Genomic DNA, 20,627 nt, shown 5'->3' with positions numbered 1-20,627 from the left:
ATGGGCGTGGTGAGTATTCTGACGCATAGCTTCACCGATGGGTATAACCGGGAATTTGGTCGGGTATTCGGTGGTGGGCTGGAGCGTTATATCCTGGATCTGTGCAGTGTCATCCGCGGACTCGGACATATTCCCGAGGTCCATCAACTGTCCTATTTTGAAGCATTCCAGACTCGGACGGAGCAGATTGACGTATTCGGTTATTCGTACGACATGGATAATGTACCGGAAGCCTTTGATCGAATGGCAGCCGCGGCACGCGGCCCAGTGATCTATGCAAGCTGTCTGTGGCAGCCCATCACCTACAAACCGGGCAGTCTTGGCATCTGTCACGGCATTAACTGGGATCGTCCCGGACTGCCACTGGAGACCAAACAACAAGTGGCGGAACATATTCAACTCGCTCTAGATGGACTCGTGCGCATTGTATCCGTGGATTCCCATTTCCAGACTTTCTGCCGGGCTGCGTGCACCTATACCGATCCAAGGCAGGTCGTCCTGATTCCCAATGCAGTGGATACGTCCTATTTCACACCTGCCCCGCCAACACGAACCTTCGAGCAGGAACAGGAAGACGAATGGCTTGCCGCATGGAAGACCGATCTCGCCAGTCATGAGGAGAATGCCGGTGCAGTTATATCGGGGATGAAAGCTGTGGAAAGCAAGGTTGGACCGAGTGGTGATGGAGCATACAGTGGGAAGGCTAACGGAGATGGAGGTGGGGATACAGATAGCGATCAAGAACGAGATGAGAAGGGAGCGGTAGGTCACCATTTGGAGTTATCAAAGCTGGAAAAAGCCGAGGTAGTCGGCGGATCGTCTACGGTTGCTCGTCACCACCTGAATTCAACGGATTGGGCTACGGATAGTGTAATATCAGCAGATGCTGATTATCAGGTTAATGGTCTGACTCAGGAACAGGTTGAACAGAAAACTATGGATGTCCGCTTGACCTCTCCCCGCCCAATTCGCATTATATATCCGCGTCGCATCAGCATGGAACGGGGCATTATTCCCATGATGCTGGCAGCAGATAAGCTGCTGGGGGCTTTTCCGGATCTGGAGATTGAATTTGCCGGGGAACTGGTTGAAGGCAGTACGGTCGGGAGAGCCTTTCGTTATTGGCATCGTAATCATCCACATGCGGAGCGGATTACCCAGCGTACGTATGATTTCCGGGACATTCGGGAGGCCTACCATCAGGCAGATATCGCCGTAATTCCAACCGTGTTCTCGGAAGGTACCTCCTATGCCTGTCTGGAAGCGATGAGCTGTGGACTTCCGGTGATTGCCTCCAATGTCGGCGGATTGAATGATCTGATTCAGGATGGTTTTAACGGGCTTTTGGTACCTCCCGGCGAGCAGGAACTAACCGCCGCCCTGGTTCGTCTCGTACAGGATCGGGCCGAGCGGGAACGACTGGGAATCTATGCGCGCGAGACTGCACTGTCCTATGATCTTGCCAAGTGGCGGAGCCGGTGGAGCACGGTGTTGGAATCTTTTTTGGCAGAGACAGGATTAAAGGAGGGAATTCGGGGATGATGGATACGCCCAAGGCAACGGAATTCATGGAATCAAGATACATTAGGCAAAGTGACCCTAAAACGGACACATTGGTCTTCCCCCTGCATCCGGCATGGTGGAGCCGTCCCTACGAATATGAATGGGCCCGGCGGTTTGCACGTCCAGACGATGTGGTCCTTGATGCAGCCTGCGGCATCTCCCATCCGTTCAAATTTTGGCTTGCCGAACACTGCCGCGAGGTTCACGCCTGTGATTGGGATGAACGCATTTTGTCTGAAGATGCGATACGACTGGATATCGCTTCTGATTTTGGCGAGCTGGCCGCTCAGGATCTGCCGGAATCCACGCTCGTCCGATTGCACCGTGCAAAGGCCAATCTGGCCCAGCTTCCGTACGAGTCGGGTAAATTTGATCGGGTGTTCTGTATCTCTGTCCTGGAGCATCTGGATACGGGCACAATGCTGCGAGCGTTTCGTGAGTTCGCCCGCGTGCTGAAGCCAAACGGACAGCTGATCGCTACCTTCGATGTACCCGAGATGCGCCCTGATCTGCTGGAGACAATCATGGCCGTTACCGGACTAAACATTAAGGATAAGCTGAATGTGGAAGAGCCGGACGATGCGATCTGGTCTGACATGTACGGCGCGCCGATTCGCTGTTTTCGAGCGGTGATATGCAAAGGTTAAGGCACCGATCTATTGGCAACGGAACCATGCACGGTTCGGGGAATGCTCCCAAGACCGGTAGCTCCGTTGCTTTTGCACTTTCAATTGGAGATGGATTGAGAAACAGATCGTGGTTACACATTGGGGGATGGGACTGGGATTTAGGGACTATGGATTAGAAATTAAAATTAGAAGTTAGATGCTTAGATGTTAGAGATAAGAGATAAAGATAAAGATAAGAGATAAAGATAAAGATAAGAGACGAGAGATAAGTGATAAGTGATAAGTGATAAGTGATAAGTGATAAGTGAAATTATAGGTGTACCAGTAACATGTTGCACTGGTTGGTATACGCATCGGCGGAGGCTGCGCCGGGTGCTGTCAGGCGCAGCAGGATGTGCAGGCCCGGCGAAATGGTCGTCGCCGGGCGACCTGTGGCGGCAGATTGCCGCGCAGTGAGTTGGGCCAATTCGGCCCATTCACGTGCCAGGTTCTGCCGCCCGGCGAGCAGCGCGAGCGTGCCCGCAAGGAGTGCGTGAGCGACGCGCTCCGGGGTGGGCACCGCGTCCGCGCGGGGCTGCTGCGCGCCGTCAGGCGTGCCGCATAGCGCAAGCAGCCCTTCGCGGACGCCCGCGGGTGCTCGCAGCAACCCGCAGCGTGCCGCAGGCGGAAGCGCTGCGAGCAACGCCAGCGCGCCGCGGGGCGGCAGGGCTTGCAGCAGGCGCAGCCATGCGGCCCAGGCGCCCACGCCGGCGAGCGCTTGCGCCGCTGCGAGCACGCAAGCCGCAGGCGCGGCAGAGCCGCCGGGCGTTGCATCGCCGGGCGGGCTAGACGCCATGCCGCTGCTGCGAGCCATGGCCCCGCGCTGCAGCAGCGCCTCGGCGGTGTGGGCCGCAGCGGGCAGCCCAGCCTGCTGGCGAGCTGCCGCTCTGGCGTTGCGCCTGCCGGGCTGCTTGTGGCCTAGCGCCCACAGCGCCAGGGCCGCCTCTGGCCCGTGCTGCGCATGCACCGCCCAGGGCTGCAAAGCCGCCCGAGCGGCAGCGTCCTCGCCCAGCTGGGCGAGCGCAAGCCCGGCGGCCAGCGGCTGTGCCCGCAGCGGGCCCGCAAGCGCCGCCGCATGGCGCAGCAGCCACTCCGGCCGATGCGCAGCCAGCGCGGCCGCGATCAGTGCTTGCCATGCCGCAGGCGGCAAGCTTACTCGGGCGGCTACGCCTGCGATTGCGTGTGGCCGCCCAGTGGCAGCGGCCAGCAACAACAGCCGCTGCCATGCAGGCAAGCTGCCGGGTTGCACGTCCAGCGCCGCCGTGTATGCGGTTTCTGCCTCTGCCCAGCGGCCAGCCCGCTCATGTGCCATGCCTTCCAGCGTCAGGCTGCGGTAGGTTCCAGCACCAGAGACAGATGTATACCTGTTGGCTGTGGAAGCAGCCATTTTAGCCTGTTTTAACCAGTCCAGGGCCAAGTCCTCTCTCCCTTGATCCAGTTCAAGTACAGCACCAAGTTCCAACAAATCCGGAAAATCCTCATACACCGGCGCCCACGCTTCCACCACAGCAAACGCCCGTTCCGGGCTGCCAATCTCTCGCCAGGCGTAAGCCGTTTTCAGCACCAGATCCGAGTGATATCCACAATCCGGCATAAGCTGCGCCAATAAGGGCTGTAACAACCGGAGTGCTTCATCATACTTCGCTTGCTGAAACCATTCGGCAGCCAGAGCATATAACAGCTCCGGTTGATTTCCCTCCTGATTCAACGCGGAACGGATCAACTGCATGTTGCGTGCACCTTTATTTTTGGCATTGATCACCTGCTCCAGATATCCGTAATGCATGACCTCAAGTCCAGAATGAAGTACGCCTTGCGGAGCGAGTGCCATGATCGAAAAAGCAATCTCTTCGTGAATTTTGCCCTGAAAAGCAATTCGGGAATCATTACGGAACAATCGACATACCGCATCCGTCACGCGCTCTTCACCGGACACACCCAGCAGACTCGTGACCTGTATCCAATATCCCCATACGTCGTCTCTGCTTGCTGCTAACAACTGCACGAGTTCTGCCTTCATCTGCTTGGTCTGTACCCATACCTCATCTGCATCAAGCACCAGAATCCACGGTTTCGTAGCTGCGGCCAGCGACAGATTACGGGCTTTACTGAAGTCACCCTTCCATTCCGAGTGGATGACAACGGCACCATGGAGACGTGCAATTTCAGGTGTATCATCTACCGAGCCTGTGTCCACAACGATGATCTCATCCACAACATCCCTGACTGCATTCAAGCACCGCTGGAGTGACCTCGCTTCATCCTTCACGATCATGCACAAGCTAATCTCCGACCCCACATTCTCCACCACCCCTCACCTACCTGATCCCTTCAGCTCTCAAACCCGTCCGCTCCCGGTAACTCCAGCCGAATATGCTGAACGACAGGCCAACAACGATGCCGCTGTCCATCTGCAGGCTGTGCGAATACCTCCAGATGATGATCCGCAGCGCTGACCAATCCTTTCACCAGCCAACTGGTTCCCATCAGCGTATCCAAAGATCCAGGGAATGGCCCCTTTTCTTCCCCTTTTCCTCTACCCATCTCCTTCTCGCTCCTCTTCCTTTCCTCTTTCTCCTTCTCTCCTACACGAGCGCTCTCTTCTGACGATACCCCTTCTACGGACAATTGCTGTTGGCACATCTGAATCAGGCTATGCAGCTCTTTCCATCGTCCTGACTGTACACACCCTTCCATCATCAGTCCAAGGGCCTGCCAGCCATCATACTCTGCTCCTGCAACTGTTCCGTCCATGCTGGAGTCCACGTCCTTCTTCATTGTCGCTCTCAGACCCAAGGTTCGCCCTGTCTGTACAGCAATTTCTTCATTGTTAGTTACTGCTTCACCCATCTGCGAACTACGCTTCAACCATAACGTTAATGGATCATCTCCGCTAACTTCCTTCCCCTCGATCCACTCCAAACGTTCGAGCCATCGGGCAGATGAGGCGGCAAGCAACCCTTTTTTGCGCCTCACAGGTTCCAGTTTCAGACGCGCCTTGTTCCATCTCCCTTGCTGGATTTGGAGCATCGCCTCCGCTACGGATAAACGCTCCCTCATCGCTCCGTTGGGTTGTGACGACACACCAGGTAATAATTGCAGGGCCGCATCATAACAACGGGATTGCTCCAGAATGCCCAATACTTTGTGTATAGCCTCTTCTGAACTGAGTGCAAAACGCTCCCTCACCAGCTCTGGAATCTGATGTTCCTGACCAGAAACTCGCATAATACGGAATATCCGATAGAGTGGCGGCAGCAGACTGGATTTGGCGCGCACCGCTTCCACGTAAGCATCCACTGCACCCTCCAGATCGGCCCTTCCTTCCAGTAATCGCCCTAACGTATACCACGTCTGATAGGTTCCGATGCCTTCTTCCGTATGGTATATGGGCGGAGGCGGACCCATGCGAATAGCTTCACGTAGCGCATACTCTGCCCGATCTGTATCCCCCAATGCGTCTGCACATACCCCGCGATGGTGCATGAGATCCGTGTACTCTGGGAAGAGTTCAAGCGCAGCACCAATGCGATCCAAGGCCTCCTGCCAGCGATTCAGATGCTGAAGACAACGAACTTCATATTTGAACAGCAGATGCGCGTAACTGGTCACCGCAGGATCAATCCCCATCCGAGCCACACCAAACGTCTCCAATGCCCGCTCCGCTTCCCCTACACGCAGATACTCGACCCCCAGATTATAGTGATGGAACGGCTGATCCGGTTCTTCCTCCACTGCCTGTTCCAGCAGGCGAACATTGCGGTTCACCTTATCTTTGCGCTCCACAATTGCCGTCTGATACCCATAATGATGGATGATCATGTCCGTTACATGAAATGCAGCTTCAGGGTTAACCCGACAGATCGCCGCCGCAATCTGCTCATGAATTCGACCTTCAAACCGATGACCCGGAGCATTGCGGAAGAGACGCAGCACCGGATTCACAGTAGCCCCCTGCTGACCTGTACCTGTATAGTTATGAATGTTTAAAAACAATCCGTCACATCCGCTGACCGCCGTCCAGCTTCTGATCTGCTCCCGCGCAGCACTATCGAGCACCTCGTCCGCATCAAGGAAAAGAATCCAGTCGCCGGAAGCCTGCTCCAGGCCAGCATTCCGTGCTGCGGCAAAGTCATCGCACCACTCAAAGGGCACCACTACCGCGCCATGCTGACGCGCAATCTCTGCACTACGATCCGACGAACCGGTGTCCACTACGATCATTTCATCCACCGCTCCCTGGACACTGGCAAGACAATGAGGCAGTAACTCTTCCTCATCCTTCACGATCATGCATAAGGAAATTCGTTCCGCTCGCAAGCTGATTCCTCCTTTCCTTCGCATGGAAAATCGTACGCCAGGGAATGCCCTCGGCCGTACGTAATCTTTGATCCAACGCAGTATGCTGTGCAATGAGCATCTCGGCAGATTGGGAACGAACCAACTCCTGCTGAATCGCCTTCAAGGCCAATCGCATGTAACATACAGCTGCTCCAGCCCGGGCTTGTCGGTGAGCAGGTTCCCGCTCCAGTGCCTGTTCGAACAGAGACAACGCCTGTTCATCGTATCCTTTGGCATACAGCGTTTCACCCAGCCAGAATAATCCTTCGGCATCGAGTTCATTCTCGGTCATACACTGAATCAGGATGTTCGCGGCTGCTATGGTGTAGCCCTGACGATATAACAGACTTGCAAACTCCCTCCGTAAAGTTACGGCAGTTCCCCAATACTCCCTCACCATCATTGCCCGCAGCTTATGCAGTTGCTCGGCAAGTGTAAGCTGTCCCGTATATAACGCCTGCTCTACAACCTTCTCTGCGATTATCTCTGCCTGCGAACCCCATTGCATAAGCTTCTGTTCTTGTGGCACTGGTACAACGCTTCGCGGCTCTTTGGACAGCTGAGTTAATACTCGATCCATGACCTTCCAAATGTTTTTTTCCTGTGGATGCGAGGTTGCGAGAAATGTATCGCTTAATCGTAATCCATTAGCCCAACAAGCCAGTGCCCAATCCATTCTGTGCTCAGCCGGCATGTTGAATTCACTCACACATTCCGTGCCCCAGTGTTCTTCCGCCAATTGCAGTGCTTCGGATATCTTATTCGCACACAACATCCAATGTATACGTTCCGCTATATGGATACGAGCAGTACGCGCATCTGTATCCAGCATTTTCAATGCCTGCTCATATGCTCCGCAGCCTGCCAGAACATAAATCACGTGCACCAGATGATCCTCATGCATCACTGCATATGAATGAGGCATTTCACCACCAATCGATTTGCCTTGACTCGGCTCCTCAATTCCCATGCATCTGGCGAGTAATGTTTCTGTTATGCTCTCATCTGTTTCTCCGGATTGCTGCAGTACATCTGCCAACCCAGCCCACGCCGGGGCATACGCAAACATGCTGTCCAATGCCAATTCATACAGATGTGCAGACTCCTTTAGAAATCCTCGTTTCTGTGCAAGTCTTCCCATTGCGGAATAAGCTCTGTAGCTGTCGGAACCTGCTTCCGTTACATATGGCGAGTCTAATGCGCCGCCTCCATTACTCTGTTCATTACCTTGCAGTCCCTCCCGACATTCGGTTGCTCGGACGTAGGATTGGTATGCACGTTCCTCCAAACCTTGGTGCTCCAACGTCTCCCCATACAACAGGTGCAGATCGGCATAGGCTGGATAACGCTGTCTTTCCACAGTCAGAATTGCATGTGCCTCGTCATAACGTTCCGTTCCTACAAGGGTCTTAGCATAATCTTTAACCAGTGTAGGGCGATATGGCGCAAGTAGCTCTGTGAGACGTAATGATTCACGGAACGCTTCAATTGCCTGTTCGATCTGACCAAGCTGGCAATACGTTACTCCCAGATTGTACAGGTGAAAAGGCTGTGCAGGCTCATCTGCGAGTTCCCGTTCAATCAGCTTTAAATTACGTCTTGGTTTATGTTCCTTCGCAATTGTGGAGGCCAGGTATCCATCATGAATCAGACATAACGGCGCAAGTGGTTCCGACTCCATCAATAAATGTTCTTCATCCTGTGTAGCGATCTTGCTGTCATTCATATCAGCGGCCCCATCCTGGCCAAATCTGCATGAGCTACTGCGTACCAACTGCTCATGGACGCGTCCCACATATTGATATCCCTGATGAGCACGGAATAGTCTCACTGGTTGGCAGATTACCCGCTCTTCCGCCCCATCACCGTATCGATTCTCTATGGTAATTCGTAATCTTGAAATGCTTCTTTGGACTTTGGGCAAATATTTCAGCAGTTCTTCCAATCCCTGGCTGACGTACTCATCGGCATCCAGACACAGGACCCATTCTGTACCTGCCAGAGGCAGACTGATATTTCGTGCTTGGGAAAAGTCATCTTGCCAGTCGGCGTGCAACACCGTTGCTCCGTACGTTTTGCCGATCTCGGGTGTGCGGTCAGAGGAACCCGTATCCGTGATAAAACATTCCATGCCGAAAGGCTTCAAACTGTCGAGACAGCGGGGCAGGTGATGTTCTTCATTTTGAACAATCATATGGATTCCAAGCAAACGGTTCTTCAAATGCGACCACCTCCAATACAAAAAAAGTACATGAAGTCCACCAAAGGAACTCCATGTACCTATATGAAATATAAATGGGTTATGTGCCTTGTCCATTAAAGAACACATCAATCGTGCTTGGTGCACCAATGAGGCTGGAGCGGTAGGAAAGACGTGTGTATTTGAGAAAACGCTGTGGTACGAGTACATCTACTGATCCGGACAAAATGCCAGTCACAGTGGTCACATCCGTGTACCAGTTCGTTCCGTTGGCACTGATCTCAACCAGAGCATCCACCCGGTTTACACCTGGCCCCCGGTTATATACAAAGAAAGAATACGTGCCAAATACACTGGTCGTAACCGCTGGAAGCGCGGTGAAGGTGTTTGCTGTAGGTGTGCTTATGATCTGTGACTCCTGAAAACTCTTTTGTGAAATGGACGTCACACTGCTGAGCGTCCCTGCCGTAATCGTTGCTCCGAGCACGCTGGTGATGGTTCCGTTCAACAAGTTGGTCAGCGTTCCTGCGGTGATCGTTGCGCCAAGCACACTCGTAATCGTACCATTTAGCAAGTTCGTCAACGTACCTGCAGTTACGGTTGCACCAAGGACACTTGTAATGGTTCCATTTAATAAGTTCGTAAGCGTTCCTGCGGTGATCGTTGCTCCGAGCACACTCGTAATCGTACCATTCAACAAGTTCGTTAATGTTCCCGCTGTTACCGTTGCTCCGAGTATACCTGTAATGGTCCCCGCTGTAATCGTCGCTCCAAGCACGCTCGTGATTGTTCCAGCCGTGATCGTTGCTCCCAGTACACTTGTGATTGTACCATTCAGCAAGTTGGTGAGTGTCCCTGCTGTTACGGTTGCCCCAAGCACGCTGGTAATGGTTCCGGCCGTAATCGTCGCTCCCAGTACACTTGTGATTGTACCATTCAGCAAGTTTGTCAGCGTTCCCGCTGTCACCGTGGCTCCGAGCACACTGGTAAGTGTACCATCAAGCAAGTTGGTGAGTGTCCCTGCAGTTACAGTCGCTCCGAGCACACTTGTAATCGTTCCGGCCGTAATCGTTGCTCCCAGTACACTTGTGATTGTACCATTTAGCAGGTTCGTCAATGTTCCCGCAGTTACAGTCGCTCCAAGCACACTCGTAATCGTTCCGGCCGTGATCGTCGCTCCCAATACACTTGTGATTGTACCATTGAGCAAATTCGTTAATGTACCTGCGGTTACGGTGGCTCCCAGCACACTATTAATCGTACCTGCCGTGATCGTCGCTCCAAGTACACTCGTAATCGTTCCGTTCAGGATGTTGGTAATGGTTCCTGCGTTAATTGTGACGGTAGTCAGACCTGAGATATTACTAATGGTCCCGTCCAAAATAATGCCAACCACATTCCCGCTTGTATCGGTTCTGACAGGCTGGGCTGTGCCTGTACTATCCTGGCCGAAAATCAATGTCCTCAGATTATCCGGATTCGTATTAAACGTCGTAAAGTTAGGCATGTGCCTCGTCCTCCTCCCTGGTCAAATCTGTGTAATCCTACTCCCTTACGGCATACGCTGCGCCTGAAAGTAAACATCAAGCCGGGTCGGTTGATCCGGTTCAACGGATCGAATTGCAAGCCGGGTATAATGCAAAAATCGCAAAGGTACCAGCGCTTTGGTCTGTCCTCCCGCGACCACCTCCTGGCTGTCCACAGCATAGTCCAAGGCATTGGGGCTGATCTGGATCTGTACCAGAGCCGGATGTTTCCCACGATTCACAACGCCATAGGTGTACATGCTGAGTGATGAGGTGTCTTGTGCCGGGAGGGAATTCATGCTGCTGCTGGTTTCGGCTCCGACATACGTATGCTCTGTAAAACAATGAATAGCACCAGGGAGTTTCGTACGTGAGGAAGTACCCTGCTTGAACCGGGGACGAGTAATCCGGGAACAAGGGGGTTTCAGCAATTTAGCGCGGCAGGAATGACGTGAGCGGCGACGGCTTGCATATTTGGTTGGTTGCTTCGTTCTCTTCTTGCTTCGCTTCGCTGTTCGACTCATCTCGATTTCCCCTTAAAAAATGTGCTTACGCATCGTATGCCCGGATTGGATATACGGGCACGGCATCTGCCGTTATTTTGGAATTAGCAGTCCGTTCCCAAACGCTTTCTCTTGTTGTTACATACAATGCAAGTAATGAGGACATGCGAAACAAATCGTATCGCGAGACCAGTTTCATCTATTCAGAGGGGGGGGACAAGATGACAAACTCTAATATATTCAACCAGTCTAATGGGCCCCTGTTCACTCAACTGACCAACACTTATGCAGCCCCGGGTATTGAGGCTTCAGCAGATGCCGGTGCAGCTGCGGCTGGCAGTTTTTTTGCCCTGACGACCAATAATACATCGATCCCTTCCAGCCAAAACCTCCTTCTTCAAATCCTGAATGCAAGTGGGAGTGGCAGAACAGTACGAATTGCCAGCCTTTCGGGAGGGACAACGGCGGCAGCTACACTGGCCGTATATTCCGGGGGCACGGTGACGGCAGGAAGTACACCTACACCCGTCAATACATTGCTTGGCAACGCCAATTCCAGCATCGTTACTACAAGGCAAAATACCGGCACGCTTGGGGGGACTTTCACAAGTTTGCTCAGCATACCTCTCACTGCGGGAATGTATTTCTTGGATTTAAACGGTTCCATTCTTGTTCCACCGGGACAATCACTATCCATTAGTTTGGGAACTGGCAGTCAGACTGCAGCCATTAATCTCTTCTGGTGGGAATTCTAAGCATGATGCTTATAAAAGGAGGTGCACACTGTGCCGAACAATAATGTATTTAATCCATTAAATCTGCCTGTCTATACGTCCAATACGAACACGTATATCTCTCCCGGCATTGTTGCTCCTCCGGAGAATAGTGCTGGCAGTACCGGCAATCTGTACAATGCAGGTTCCACCAACTCCACAACACTGGGGTTACTGGGAGGAACAGTGATCGCCACCGTTCAATTAGCCAATCCAGCTGGGAGTGGGAGAACCCTGTATGTATCACGGCTCTCTGGTGGAATCACAGTGGCACTGAATCTGTTGTCATCCTTCAGCGGTTCCATGAGTCTGACCGCGAACGGAACGCTAAGCTCTCCCAGTACACTCACGGCGGTCAACAGCAATCTTTCCAGCAGCAATACCAGCGTAGCCATCGTACGATTCTCTTCTTCTGCGCCTTCAGGAGCGACCTCATTGATGGCGATGCCCCTTCAAGCGGGACCTTTCCAATCCAATGAATTTGGCCGTTATGTGGTTCCTCCAGGTCAAGCCATTAACCTCTCTGTCAGCGGATCACTTTCGGTTGGTGGACTGCTGGCCTCTACTGCTTATTTCACTTGGTGGGAAGTCTGATTGGTTCAACGATGCACAACAAGTACAACGTGCAAACAACCGCCTTCGGAAGAATACGGAAGCGGCTGTTCGTTTTATTGTAGATACAATGAATGTTTAACATGTTGACCCGAGAAAGCAGTCAGACCGATTCCTGCGGAATGGTCTCTTTCGCTTCCGATAGGAGCGGCGGCTTCGCCTCCCATAGGATGCGCTGTAGCAGTATTCCCGCAAGGCCAATCACCAGCGTAGCGAGACCGATATATTGAAAGGTGGGACTCGGTCCTGCAACTCGAATGAGCGCTCCACCTGCAAGTGGGGCTACAACAAGTACAACACTGAATAGTGAATTTTGAATGCCGAAGACACGTCCTACATAGGCAGGAGGGGTTTCCTTTTGCAACAAATAATTCAGTGTTACCATAAAGAGCCCATTGCCTACCCCAATGCACAACCCCCACATTAAGACCCAAATTTCAGGTGTTTGTGGGCCAATCCACCCTAATGCAGCAATTCCAGCCCCGATGAACAGATATCCTCCACCTAGCCCCCACCCATACCCAATTCTCGGCAAACGATTTAACAGCAAAATGATGACTATGGCTCCGGCACCTCCCGATGAACCCAACCAACCTAACAGCGATTCATTCCCCGGCTTGATCTCCCGAAACAGAGTCGTAAATTGATAATCGATCATCAGGATAGCCATGAGTCCAAAACAGCCGAACAGCATCGTGCTCAGTACGGGGCGACTGCTCTGTATAAAACGCCAGCCTTGCTGCCACTGGGTAAACAACGATTCGGGGATATCCCTTGTATCAGCCGTACTTCCGTCTGGTTCAACAGGCTCCGGCTTCTCCATCAACCGTCGCAAGGGCCATAACACTGCGCCCGACAGCAGGCGGGTACAAGCATTGATTAATATACAGATCTGTGGTGAAAAGAAGGCCAAAATGACTGCACCCAGTAGCGGTCCCGCCACTTTCGAGCACTGGTTCACAAAACCATTTAGGGACGATGCCTGAAACAGATGCTCCTCTGCCACCACCTGGCGGGTTAGCGCCTGCTGGGCGGGAACATGGAACACTCCCATCATGGCTCGCAGGGCAAGCAGTGGAAGCAACCACAGCGGACTTGGTGCAAATAAAATTGCAATGGTTAATCCCACCGTGATTACATCACACAGGAGCATGATTTTCACTTTGTGCAGCCGATCTGCCAGTGCACCAGCAACGGAGCCCAGCAGTATGCCCGGTACGGCCATACATACAGGAATAAGGGCGATAATCAACGGATCGGCGCCCCATCGGTAGGCCACCATCACCTGGATGGCGAGTGCATCAAACCAGTCTCCAAACGTAGCCAGAGAATAGGCAATAAACATGCGGACAAACCGGAGATTGGTCCATAAACTTCTGGAGGATTCCGCAGATGAAGCGGAGGGTTCGGTGGATTCATTGGATGTGGGTTCATTTGAAATGACGGTCATACGTGTACTTCCTCCCTTGATTACAGCCGTGTGTGGTCTGTGTGTTACTTGACTGTAATCATAAGAGAGTTATATCAGAGGAAGATCAGAGGATGGGGAGATAGGGGATAAAAATTTACGTATTTCATCTACAATTCGTTGTTTATAGGTGGGAACACCATAATTTTTACCAATCTCTGCGTACACTTGACGATATTTCCTGCGCAGTCTGCCTTCAATTCGATGTTGTTCCATGAACAGGAGGATCTGATATGCAGCATTCAGATATAGCGGCACATTCAGCGACATTTTCAACACGTCCAGTCCGTCATCCATCCTAAGTTCCGCTTCACGCACTCGCCCTTGCCGTAGCAACCATAAACCTTCCATCACCTGAAAACGTCCGATCTCCCGCAGATAGGGGGCATCCTTCAATCCTGCTCGCAGCACTGCCATTTGAGCCTCAACAGCTTCACCGCTACCACCCCACAGTTCCACGTATAACGCTGCAAGGGTTACCGGCAGTCTGAAATTCTTGAGCTCGTCTGTCTCTATCAGACGATACGTCTCCTCCAGTTGCATCCGAGCACGCTCGTATTGACCTACCTCTGCATAGAGTTCAATGATGTTCAAAATGCGGAGTTCTCGAAGCAATTCCGCAGATAATGCCGATGAATTCAATGCTTGCTCATATAAGGGTAAGCTTTCTGATGGTTCAATTAGCGAATGAACAAAAATAAGTAACCAGTATAAACGCTCTTCAAAAGAAATTTCCTTTGTTGTAATTAGCCATTCCAGATCGCCCTGTATAAAATGGATATACAACTGATAGTACGGCTCAATCTGAATGCCTAGCGCTTCCTGCTGTTGAACCAGAGTCTGTATGGCATTTCCCTGCCCAAACAAGTGATATTTACGAAGTAATCCGTGAATGACTTCCTGCATTTCCGGGTCCTGAGCAGAAGGACTAGCGGGCAGAACGGACTTGTTCTCTTGCACCGTAAGCCGATATCCGTATCCCCGTACCGTATCCAGACTAATCTCATCCCAACGTTTTAATTTCTTGCGCAGACGGTAGATATGATCATCCACCGTGCGTTCAACCGGATACTCCAGCGGCCATACCCGATCCAACAGTTGGCTGCGCGTAAAGACTTTATCCTTGTTCTCATATAAAAAATGAAAAAGCGCAAATTCCTTCGCCAGCAGGCGAATGGAATCCATACGCCGGGTTACGGTGTATGTCCCTTCATCCAATTGTAAAGACATGCCTGGTTCCTCCTATGTATTCTTCTCATCGTATTTTCAACATACCACAAAAACCCTTTGCGAGAACGCAAAAGGTTTCTGTAATAAAGAGCTTGTTATAGTACGAAATAGTTATTTGGGGACAAGTTATTTCCTTGTTTTAACCGAGTACGACCCGGTCATCCGCCATTTTTTTGCCGCTAATCCGCTCGAATTCACCAAGCAACTCTGGCACGGTCAACGTACGCTTGCGCTCTTCGCTGACATCCAGAATTATGCGGCCTTTATCCATCATGATTAAACGATTGCCCAGACGGATGGCCTGTTCCATATTGTGCGTCACCATCAGTGTGGTAAGTCTCATCTCACGCACAAGTGTCTCCGTCAGTTCCGTGATCAGTTCGGCACGCGAGGGGTCAAGGGCTGCCGTATGCTCATCAAGTAGCAGAATCTGCGGCTGGGTAAACGTAGCCATCAACAGGCTGAGTGCCTGCCGCTCCCCGCCTGACAAGAGACCTACCTTCGCGTTAGGCCGCTTCTCCAGTCCGATTCCCAGCTTCTCCAGTTGCGTGTTAAAAATCTCACGTCTGGCACGGGTAACGCCGAAGCCCAATCCACGTCCTTTGCCACGCTTGTATGCCATCGCCATATTTTCTTCAATGGACATATGCGGTGCTGTTCCTGCCATCGGGTCCTGAAACACCCGGCCAATCCAGCTGCTGCGTTTATGCTCCGGCAGGTTTTTGATGGAACGATCATTGATTAGCACATCACCCATATCCGGCTTCATCACACCCGAAATGATGTTCATCAACGTCGATTTACCTGCTCCGTTACTGCCAATGACCGTCACAAAATCTCCCGGATTCATCGTCAGATTCACACCGACGAGCGCAGTCTTCTCGTCCGTTGTACCTGGGTTGAACAGCTTGGTTACTTGCGTAATCTCCAGCATGCTCACATACCTCCCTTCGCCTGTTGACCCCCGGATCGCATCAACTCTTCTGTTCGTTTGCGAGCCAGACTCCGCTGCTTCATGGAACGCTGCATCGTTGGGAATACAAGGGCAATGATGACGATCACCGCGGTAATCAACTTCAGATCAGATGTATCAAACCATTCGACCTGTAGGGCAAGTGCAACCACAATCCGGTAAATAACTGAACCAACGATTGCTGCAAGTGTAGCCCAAAACACCGTTCTTGCACCAAGGATGGCTTCACCAATGATGACGGAAGCCAGTCCAATGACGATCATACCGATACCCATTGTGATGTCCGCAAAACCGGATTGCTGGGCAATAAATGCCCCAGACAGAGCTACCAATCCATTGGATAAGCTGACACCTACAATCGTCGTTACATCCGTATTTGCACCAAAGTTGCGAATCATGCGTTTGTTATCCCCTGTGGCACGGAGCGCCAGGCCAACATCTGTTTTCATGAACAGATCGAGCATGATTTTGAACACGAGTACCACGATAATAATAAGCACCATGACATGCTCACCTGAGAATGGATTATCCATACCCATAATGGATTTATTCGGTGCGCCAAGAATACGCATATTAATGGAGTAGAGCGCGATCATCATCAAGATCCCGGATAACAACCCGTTAATCTTGCCTTTGGTATGAAGCAGACCTGTACAAGCCCCGGCCACCATGCCGCCAGCCATTGCCGCCAAACAGGCAAGCCAAGGAGAGAAGTCATTGGAGATCATCACCGCCGCGATTGCGCCTCCTGTTGTAAAACTTCCGTCTACGGTAAGGTCAGGAAAATCGAGTATGCGGAACGTAATATACACACCAAGAGCCATCAGTGCATATAAAAGTCCCAGCTCGATTGCTCCTTCAATTGAATTCCAGCTTATACTCACGTTACTTCCTCCCTGTCTATCGAAAAGAATGAGGCGAACCCGTTGCACGTTCGCCTCGCATCCATACTGCCGGATGATGATCCGGTCAGATTATTGAATCAATCTCATAACTCATTAAATTATTGTTTCTGTAACTAGATATAGACAAATTGAATCGTTTTGATCTATATCTACCCTTGATTGAAGTAGCTAAAGGTATTATGAATTGATTCTATTGAATAATGTTGTTTTCTTGGTCTTTTACTTCCGCCTTCATCTCATCCGTAACCGTGATGCCTTGGGCTTCCGCTGCTTTCAGGTTCAGGATCAGATCCAGTTTGTCTGGAACGGTGACTTTCATATCACCAGGATTCGTACCATTCTTCAGAATGTCCGCAGCCATCTCACCCACCTGATATCCATGGTCATAATATTTGAAGCCTACCGTTGCGAAAGCTCCTTTTTCAACCGTATCCCGGTCACTGGAGAAGAACGGAATTTTATTGCTGTTCGCCGTTTGGATGATCGTATCCACCGCACTTACGACAGAGTTATCAAGCGTAATGTAGAAGGCATCTACTTTGCCAACCAGAGAATCCGTTGCCTGTTTAACTTCAGATGTATTCGTAACTGGTGCTTTCACCAGCTTGATATTATGTGTTGCGAGCGCTTTTTCTGCGTTATCTGCCATAACCACTGCATTCGGTTCACCTTCGTTAATGACCAAGCCTACCGTTTTTACATCCGGCAGATTTTTGGCGATAAAGTCAGCCAATTGTACGATAGCCTCCGGGTTCGTGTCGGATGCACCTGTAACGTTGCCGCCCGGCTTGTCCATATCAGTTACCAGTTTGGCACCCAGTGGGTCTGTTACCGCCGCGAACAGCAATGGCTTGTCCTTCACTTGCTGAGCCAGAGCCAGCGCCGATGGTGTTGCGATTCCAAGTACGAGATCATTTTTGGAGTCACCCGAGATTTTCTGTGCAATGGACAGGTTGTTCGTCGAATCACCTTGCGCGTTATTGTAATCGATTTTGAGGTTCTTGTTCTCTTCAATACCCGCATCCTTCAGGGCTGCGATGAAACCTTCGCGTGTAGCATCCAGGGATGGATGTTCAACAATCTGGGAGATGGCAATCTGGTATGATTTTTCCTCGCTGCCTCCACCTGTTGTACTCCCCGATCCTTCGGATTCCGAGCCTGTACCGCTGTTATTTCCGCAACCTGCCGCAACGATCATTGAAGCAACCATCATCAGTGACATCCAAAATTTCTTTTTCATGTGTGAGAACCCCTCTCCATCTTATAAAATGTGGTTACCCTTATCGAGATTCCATTGACACGATAGGGTGGGACAAAACAAACGCTTCAACGCATTGTTGCTTTGATCGACAAAAGCAGACAAATATAGACTTTTGTCATGCGACTGAAGTCCATGAACCGTGTTAGTGTTTTATTGTTCCCCTAATATTAAGGGGCGTCCCGATATACGTCAATGGTTGAACCGCTTCCAATTTACTCTCATCGGTTGATTGTGATAGAAAACATTACATAAGATCAAAAAAGGCAACCCACATGTTATGCGAGCAGCCTCATATAGATAGCTTATTTTTCTTCTTGAATTGCTTTTAGCTCAGCAGAGGTTAGTCCCGTCGCTTTGACAATGGTCTCTTGATCAAGACCCAAGGTGAGCATATTCAATGCAATTTTCCGCTTGCTCTCAGCTTCACTTTCTTCGATTCCTTTTTGAATTCCTTCCTCCATGCCTTTCTTGAGACCCTCTTCTCGTGCGCCCTCAATCATGGATATCTGATCCGTAAAAACTTTTGACGTGCTTCATACTGTTCGCGGAACTCTTCATCCTCGCTCAGTTCCTTCAATAGATTCATGGCCTTTTTCAAAGCCGGTTCGGGTTCATGCATCATTAACGCCTCCCATCTAACATAGAGTTATGTATAAGAATCTGGTGTTATCTCAGATTATATTACGTATCTCACTACAAAAATAACGTTTTTACGTCATTTTCACCCAAAAAAAGAGACTATTTCGACGAATCGAAACAATCTCTTGTGTATAAACCGTTAATTCCCTGACGCTTCGCGAATCTCATACTTGCACCTTTTGCCGCCATCGGCGTAACATTCGGTACGCTCCACCTCCGCTTGAAGCAGCGAGCGGAACAATTCCAGTTCACAGCGACAAGCCTGCTTGTATACACTCGCAACTTGTACAATCGGGCAGTTCATTTCCGTAATGACGTAGGTTCCATCTTCTTCTCTGGACGCATCCGCCATATATCCGTTGGCATTCTGAATTCGCGCGAGTTCCTCCACCCGTCCGGCCAGATCCTGGCCCTCCATCTGTGGCAATCCGCTGCGGAGCAGCTTGTCCCGGCGACTCTCGAACAATGCATCCACCACACCGCTCCCGGCTGATTCAGACAATTCTTCGAGCAGTTCCAGCGTAAGGGACGAATATGATTTTGGGAAAAAGCTGTCCCCGCGTACCGTCAATTGGTACACCGAGGATGGACGTCCAGCCGTAGCCCGGGCCTCCCGAACCTCGATCCAGCCGTCCTGCTCCAGTGCTGTCAGATGACGACGAATGGCCATGCCGGTCAGACCCAGATCAGCTGTCATTTCCCTCGCGGTCAATGTACCTTGCTGCTTCAGCATGAACAAAATCCGTTCACGCGTCGTTCGTTCCTCTTCGCGCTTCACGATCAGCACCTGCTCTCCTGCTTATGCGTGTACCGGTGCTGCCTCCCGGCAGGCATCCGAACAAAAGCGGTTATGCGTCTCTTCGCAATCCTCGCAGCTTACGTGCTGCAGGTTGCAGGTTGGACAATTAATATATCGGTCATGTGTCGTTCCACAGTGATAACAGCTGGCAATGACAATATCCTCTTCTGTCCGGTTAATCGGTACAGAGATACGCTCGTCAAACACGTAACATTTACCATCGAATAGATGGCCTTGAACTTCTGGATCTTTACCATACGTGACAATACCGCCGTCTAATTGAGCCACGTCCTGGAATCCTTCATTAATCATGAATCCAGTCAGCTTCTCGCAGCGAATACCACCCGTGCAGTAGGTAATAATCGTTTTATCTTTCATGTCACCCAGGTTCTCGCGAATCCACTCCGGGAACTCACGGAACGACTCAACATCTGGACGGATGGCGCCGCGGAAATGGCCGATTTCATATTCATAATCATTGCGACCATCGATAACGATGACATCATCCCGTTGTAGATGCTCATGGAACTCTTTCGGTGAGAGGCGTTTGCCACTAATCACATTTGGATCCAGATCTTCGTCTACGCGGAACGTAACCAACTCTGCTTTGTGACGAACAAAGATTTTTTTGAATGCATGTTCTTCCACATCATCAATCTTGAACACCATATCGCTGAACAGCGGGTTCCCATGCATGTCTTTCATATACTGTTCCGTCTGTTCCGGCGTACCGGATACCGTGCCGTTAATGCCTTCGGATGCGATCAGGATACGTCCTTTCACACCGAGGTCCTTGCAGTATTGCAAATGCTCTTGTGTAAACGTCTCGGGGTCTTCAATCTTCACGAACTTATAATATAAAAGCACGCGATACGCGCTGTTACACATGTATATCACCTGTTCCTATTCCATGTTGTTATGAGCCGGATCATCCGGCAAGACGACTACGTTGCACCCTTACTTGTAAAAAGAAAAGAAACAGCCGCCCGAAACTTCGTCTCGAACTGCTGCCTGACATTCGACTTATATTCCTGCATTCTAGTTTATCGGAAGCGGAATAGCTTAGTCAATATAAATGTATAGAAAGGGATGAAAGATATGGAACATTTCAACCATAAATGATTTGTCTCTGGAAAATCCAAAAAATATATTTCGAATTTGAACTA

Annotated in this window: 18 protein-coding genes; 4 read left to right on the top strand and 14 right to left on the bottom strand. The window is 50.9% G+C overall.

All coding sequences use genetic code 11. The annotated features are described in order from the left end of the window. Both ACX9NY_RS25475 and ACX9NY_RS25470 read left to right on the top strand, forming a co-directional pair. Complete coding sequence (locus ACX9NY_RS25475; protein ID WP_472475810.1) at nucleotides 1-1,542, top strand: glycosyltransferase family 4 protein; 1,542 nt, start codon at nucleotides 1-3, stop codon at nucleotides 1,540-1,542. After that, nucleotides 1,539-2,210 carry a class I SAM-dependent methyltransferase gene (locus tag ACX9NY_RS25470; RefSeq protein ID WP_342571332.1) on the top strand — a complete coding sequence of 224 codons (672 nt, stop codon included), beginning with the start codon at nucleotides 1,539-1,541 and terminating at the stop codon, nucleotides 2,208-2,210. Before ACX9NY_RS25475 ends, ACX9NY_RS25470 begins: the two co-directional genes overlap by 4 nt. Nucleotides 2,211-2,502: 292 nt before the next feature. On the opposite strand, the gene ACX9NY_RS25465 is transcribed toward ACX9NY_RS25470, so the two are convergent. From ACX9NY_RS25465 to ACX9NY_RS25445, 5 genes are all read right to left on the bottom strand, one after another. Beyond that, on the bottom strand, nucleotides 2,503-4,506 hold the full coding sequence (locus tag ACX9NY_RS25465) for a glycosyltransferase (RefSeq protein WP_472475808.1): 2,004 nt from the start codon (nucleotides 4,504-4,506) through the stop codon (nucleotides 2,503-2,505). Between the two features lie 56 nt (nucleotides 4,507-4,562). Continuing rightward, complete coding sequence (locus ACX9NY_RS25460) at nucleotides 4,563-6,551, bottom strand: tetratricopeptide repeat-containing glycosyltransferase family 2 protein (RefSeq protein WP_472475806.1); 1,989 nt, start codon at nucleotides 6,549-6,551, stop codon at nucleotides 4,563-4,565. Then, entirely contained in the window at nucleotides 6,508-8,793 is a 2,286-nt protein-coding gene (locus ACX9NY_RS25455) for a glycosyltransferase (RefSeq protein ID WP_472475804.1), read from the bottom strand. Before ACX9NY_RS25455 ends, ACX9NY_RS25460 begins: the two co-directional genes overlap by 44 nt. A 79-nt stretch (nucleotides 8,794-8,872) precedes the next feature. Beyond that, entirely contained in the window at nucleotides 8,873-10,279 is a 1,407-nt protein-coding gene (locus ACX9NY_RS25450; protein ID WP_472475802.1) for a DUF6385 domain-containing protein, read from the bottom strand. A gap of 45 nt (nucleotides 10,280-10,324) precedes the next feature. Next, complete coding sequence (locus ACX9NY_RS25445) at nucleotides 10,325-10,822, bottom strand: DUF6385 domain-containing protein (protein WP_339257835.1); 498 nt, start codon at nucleotides 10,820-10,822, stop codon at nucleotides 10,325-10,327. A 200-nt stretch (nucleotides 10,823-11,022) separates the two neighbouring features. Here ACX9NY_RS25445 and ACX9NY_RS25440 point away from each other — a divergent pair, with 200 nt between their 5' ends. Next, nucleotides 11,023-11,556 carry a hypothetical protein gene (locus tag ACX9NY_RS25440; RefSeq protein ID WP_472475800.1) on the top strand — a complete coding sequence of 178 codons (534 nt, stop codon included), beginning with the start codon at nucleotides 11,023-11,025 and terminating at the stop codon, nucleotides 11,554-11,556. A 30-nt stretch (nucleotides 11,557-11,586) separates the two neighbouring features. Further along, a complete protein-coding gene (locus ACX9NY_RS25435) occupies nucleotides 11,587-12,168 on the top strand; it encodes a hypothetical protein (protein WP_472475798.1) in 582 nt (193 codons plus the stop codon). 121 nt (nucleotides 12,169-12,289) lie between these two features. Here ACX9NY_RS25435 and ACX9NY_RS25430 read toward each other — a convergent pair whose 3' ends face one another. The 9 genes from ACX9NY_RS25430 to trhO form a co-directional block, all read right to left on the bottom strand. Continuing rightward, nucleotides 12,290-13,636, bottom strand: coding sequence for an MFS transporter (locus ACX9NY_RS25430; RefSeq protein ID WP_472475796.1), 1,347 nt, complete (start codon nucleotides 13,634-13,636; stop codon nucleotides 12,290-12,292). A gap of 69 nt (nucleotides 13,637-13,705) precedes the next feature. Then, on the bottom strand, nucleotides 13,706-14,884 hold the full coding sequence (locus tag ACX9NY_RS25425) for a winged helix-turn-helix domain-containing protein (RefSeq protein ID WP_472475794.1): 1,179 nt from the start codon (nucleotides 14,882-14,884) through the stop codon (nucleotides 13,706-13,708). Nucleotides 14,885-15,023: 139 nt separating this feature from the next. After that, entirely contained in the window at nucleotides 15,024-15,818 is a 795-nt protein-coding gene (locus tag ACX9NY_RS25420; protein ID WP_036606660.1) for an ABC transporter ATP-binding protein, read from the bottom strand. A 2-nt stretch (nucleotides 15,819-15,820) separates the two neighbouring features. Next, nucleotides 15,821-16,681: an ABC transporter permease gene (locus ACX9NY_RS25415; RefSeq protein WP_472479403.1), complete on the bottom strand. Its 861-nt coding sequence runs from the start codon at nucleotides 16,679-16,681 to the stop codon at nucleotides 15,821-15,823. 271 nt (nucleotides 16,682-16,952) lie between these two features. Continuing rightward, nucleotides 16,953-18,002, bottom strand: coding sequence for an ABC transporter substrate-binding protein (locus ACX9NY_RS25410; protein WP_315938603.1), 1,050 nt, complete (start codon nucleotides 18,000-18,002; stop codon nucleotides 16,953-16,955). Nucleotides 18,003-18,325: 323 nt separating this feature from the next. Next, a complete protein-coding gene (locus ACX9NY_RS25405; protein ID WP_472475792.1) occupies nucleotides 18,326-18,523 on the bottom strand; it encodes a hypothetical protein in 198 nt (65 codons plus the stop codon). Further along, entirely contained in the window at nucleotides 18,520-18,645 is a 126-nt protein-coding gene (locus tag ACX9NY_RS25400) for a hypothetical protein (protein WP_472475790.1), read from the bottom strand. The genes ACX9NY_RS25405 and ACX9NY_RS25400 overlap by 4 nt, the downstream gene beginning before the upstream one ends. Nucleotides 18,646-18,801: 156 nt before the next feature. Then, on the bottom strand, nucleotides 18,802-19,449 hold the full coding sequence (locus tag ACX9NY_RS25395) for a helix-turn-helix transcriptional regulator (protein WP_339238573.1): 648 nt from the start codon (nucleotides 19,447-19,449) through the stop codon (nucleotides 18,802-18,804). 12 nt (nucleotides 19,450-19,461) lie between these two features. Then, on the bottom strand, nucleotides 19,462-20,349 hold the full coding sequence (trhO, locus tag ACX9NY_RS25390; protein WP_472475787.1) for an oxygen-dependent tRNA uridine(34) hydroxylase TrhO: 888 nt from the start codon (nucleotides 20,347-20,349) through the stop codon (nucleotides 19,462-19,464). Between the last annotated feature and the right edge of the window lie 278 nt (nucleotides 20,350-20,627).

It is taken from the genome of Paenibacillus sp. CB74 (assembly GCF_055687625.1).
The sequence above is the reverse complement of the archived record's forward strand: the minus strand, read 5'-3'. Positions and strand labels throughout refer to the sequence as shown.

What these genes read in the sequence shown, in the direction of transcription:
- ACX9NY_RS25415 (WP_472479403.1), bottom strand. Translation starts at nt 16,681, where the DNA reads ATGGCTCTTGGTGTGTATATTACGTTCCGCATACTCGATTTTCCTGAC.
- ACX9NY_RS25420 (WP_036606660.1), bottom strand. Translation starts at nt 15,818, where the DNA reads ATGCTGGAGATTACGCAAGTAACCAAGCTGTTCAACCCAGGTACAACG.
- ACX9NY_RS25445 (WP_339257835.1), bottom strand. Translation starts at nt 10,822, where the DNA reads ATGAGTCGAACAGCGAAGCGAAGCAAGAAGAGAACGAAGCAACCAACC.
- ACX9NY_RS25470 (WP_342571332.1), top strand. Translation starts at nt 1,539, where the DNA reads ATGATGGATACGCCCAAGGCAACGGAATTCATGGAATCAAGATACATT.
- trhO (WP_472475787.1), bottom strand. Translation starts at nt 20,349, where the DNA reads ATGTGTAACAGCGCGTATCGCGTGCTTTTATATTATAAGTTCGTGAAG.
- ACX9NY_RS25475 (WP_472475810.1), top strand. Translation starts at nt 1, where the DNA reads ATGGGCGTGGTGAGTATTCTGACGCATAGCTTCACCGATGGGTATAAC.
- ACX9NY_RS25450 (WP_472475802.1), bottom strand. Translation starts at nt 10,279, where the DNA reads ATGCCTAACTTTACGACGTTTAATACGAATCCGGATAATCTGAGGACA.
- ACX9NY_RS25430 (WP_472475796.1), bottom strand. Translation starts at nt 13,636, where the DNA reads ATGACCGTCATTTCAAATGAACCCACATCCAATGAATCCACCGAACCC.
- ACX9NY_RS25425 (WP_472475794.1), bottom strand. Translation starts at nt 14,884, where the DNA reads ATGTCTTTACAATTGGATGAAGGGACATACACCGTAACCCGGCGTATG.
- ACX9NY_RS25405 (WP_472475792.1), bottom strand. Translation starts at nt 18,523, where the DNA reads ATGATTGAGGGCGCACGAGAAGAGGGTCTCAAGAAAGGCATGGAGGAA.
- ACX9NY_RS25400 (WP_472475790.1), bottom strand. Translation starts at nt 18,645, where the DNA reads ATGATGCATGAACCCGAACCGGCTTTGAAAAAGGCCATGAATCTATTG.
- ACX9NY_RS25440 (WP_472475800.1), top strand. Translation starts at nt 11,023, where the DNA reads ATGACAAACTCTAATATATTCAACCAGTCTAATGGGCCCCTGTTCACT.
- ACX9NY_RS25410 (WP_315938603.1), bottom strand. Translation starts at nt 18,002, where the DNA reads ATGAAAAAGAAATTTTGGATGTCACTGATGATGGTTGCTTCAATGATC.
- ACX9NY_RS25465 (WP_472475808.1), bottom strand. Translation starts at nt 4,506, where the DNA reads ATGATCGTGAAGGATGAAGCGAGGTCACTCCAGCGGTGCTTGAATGCA.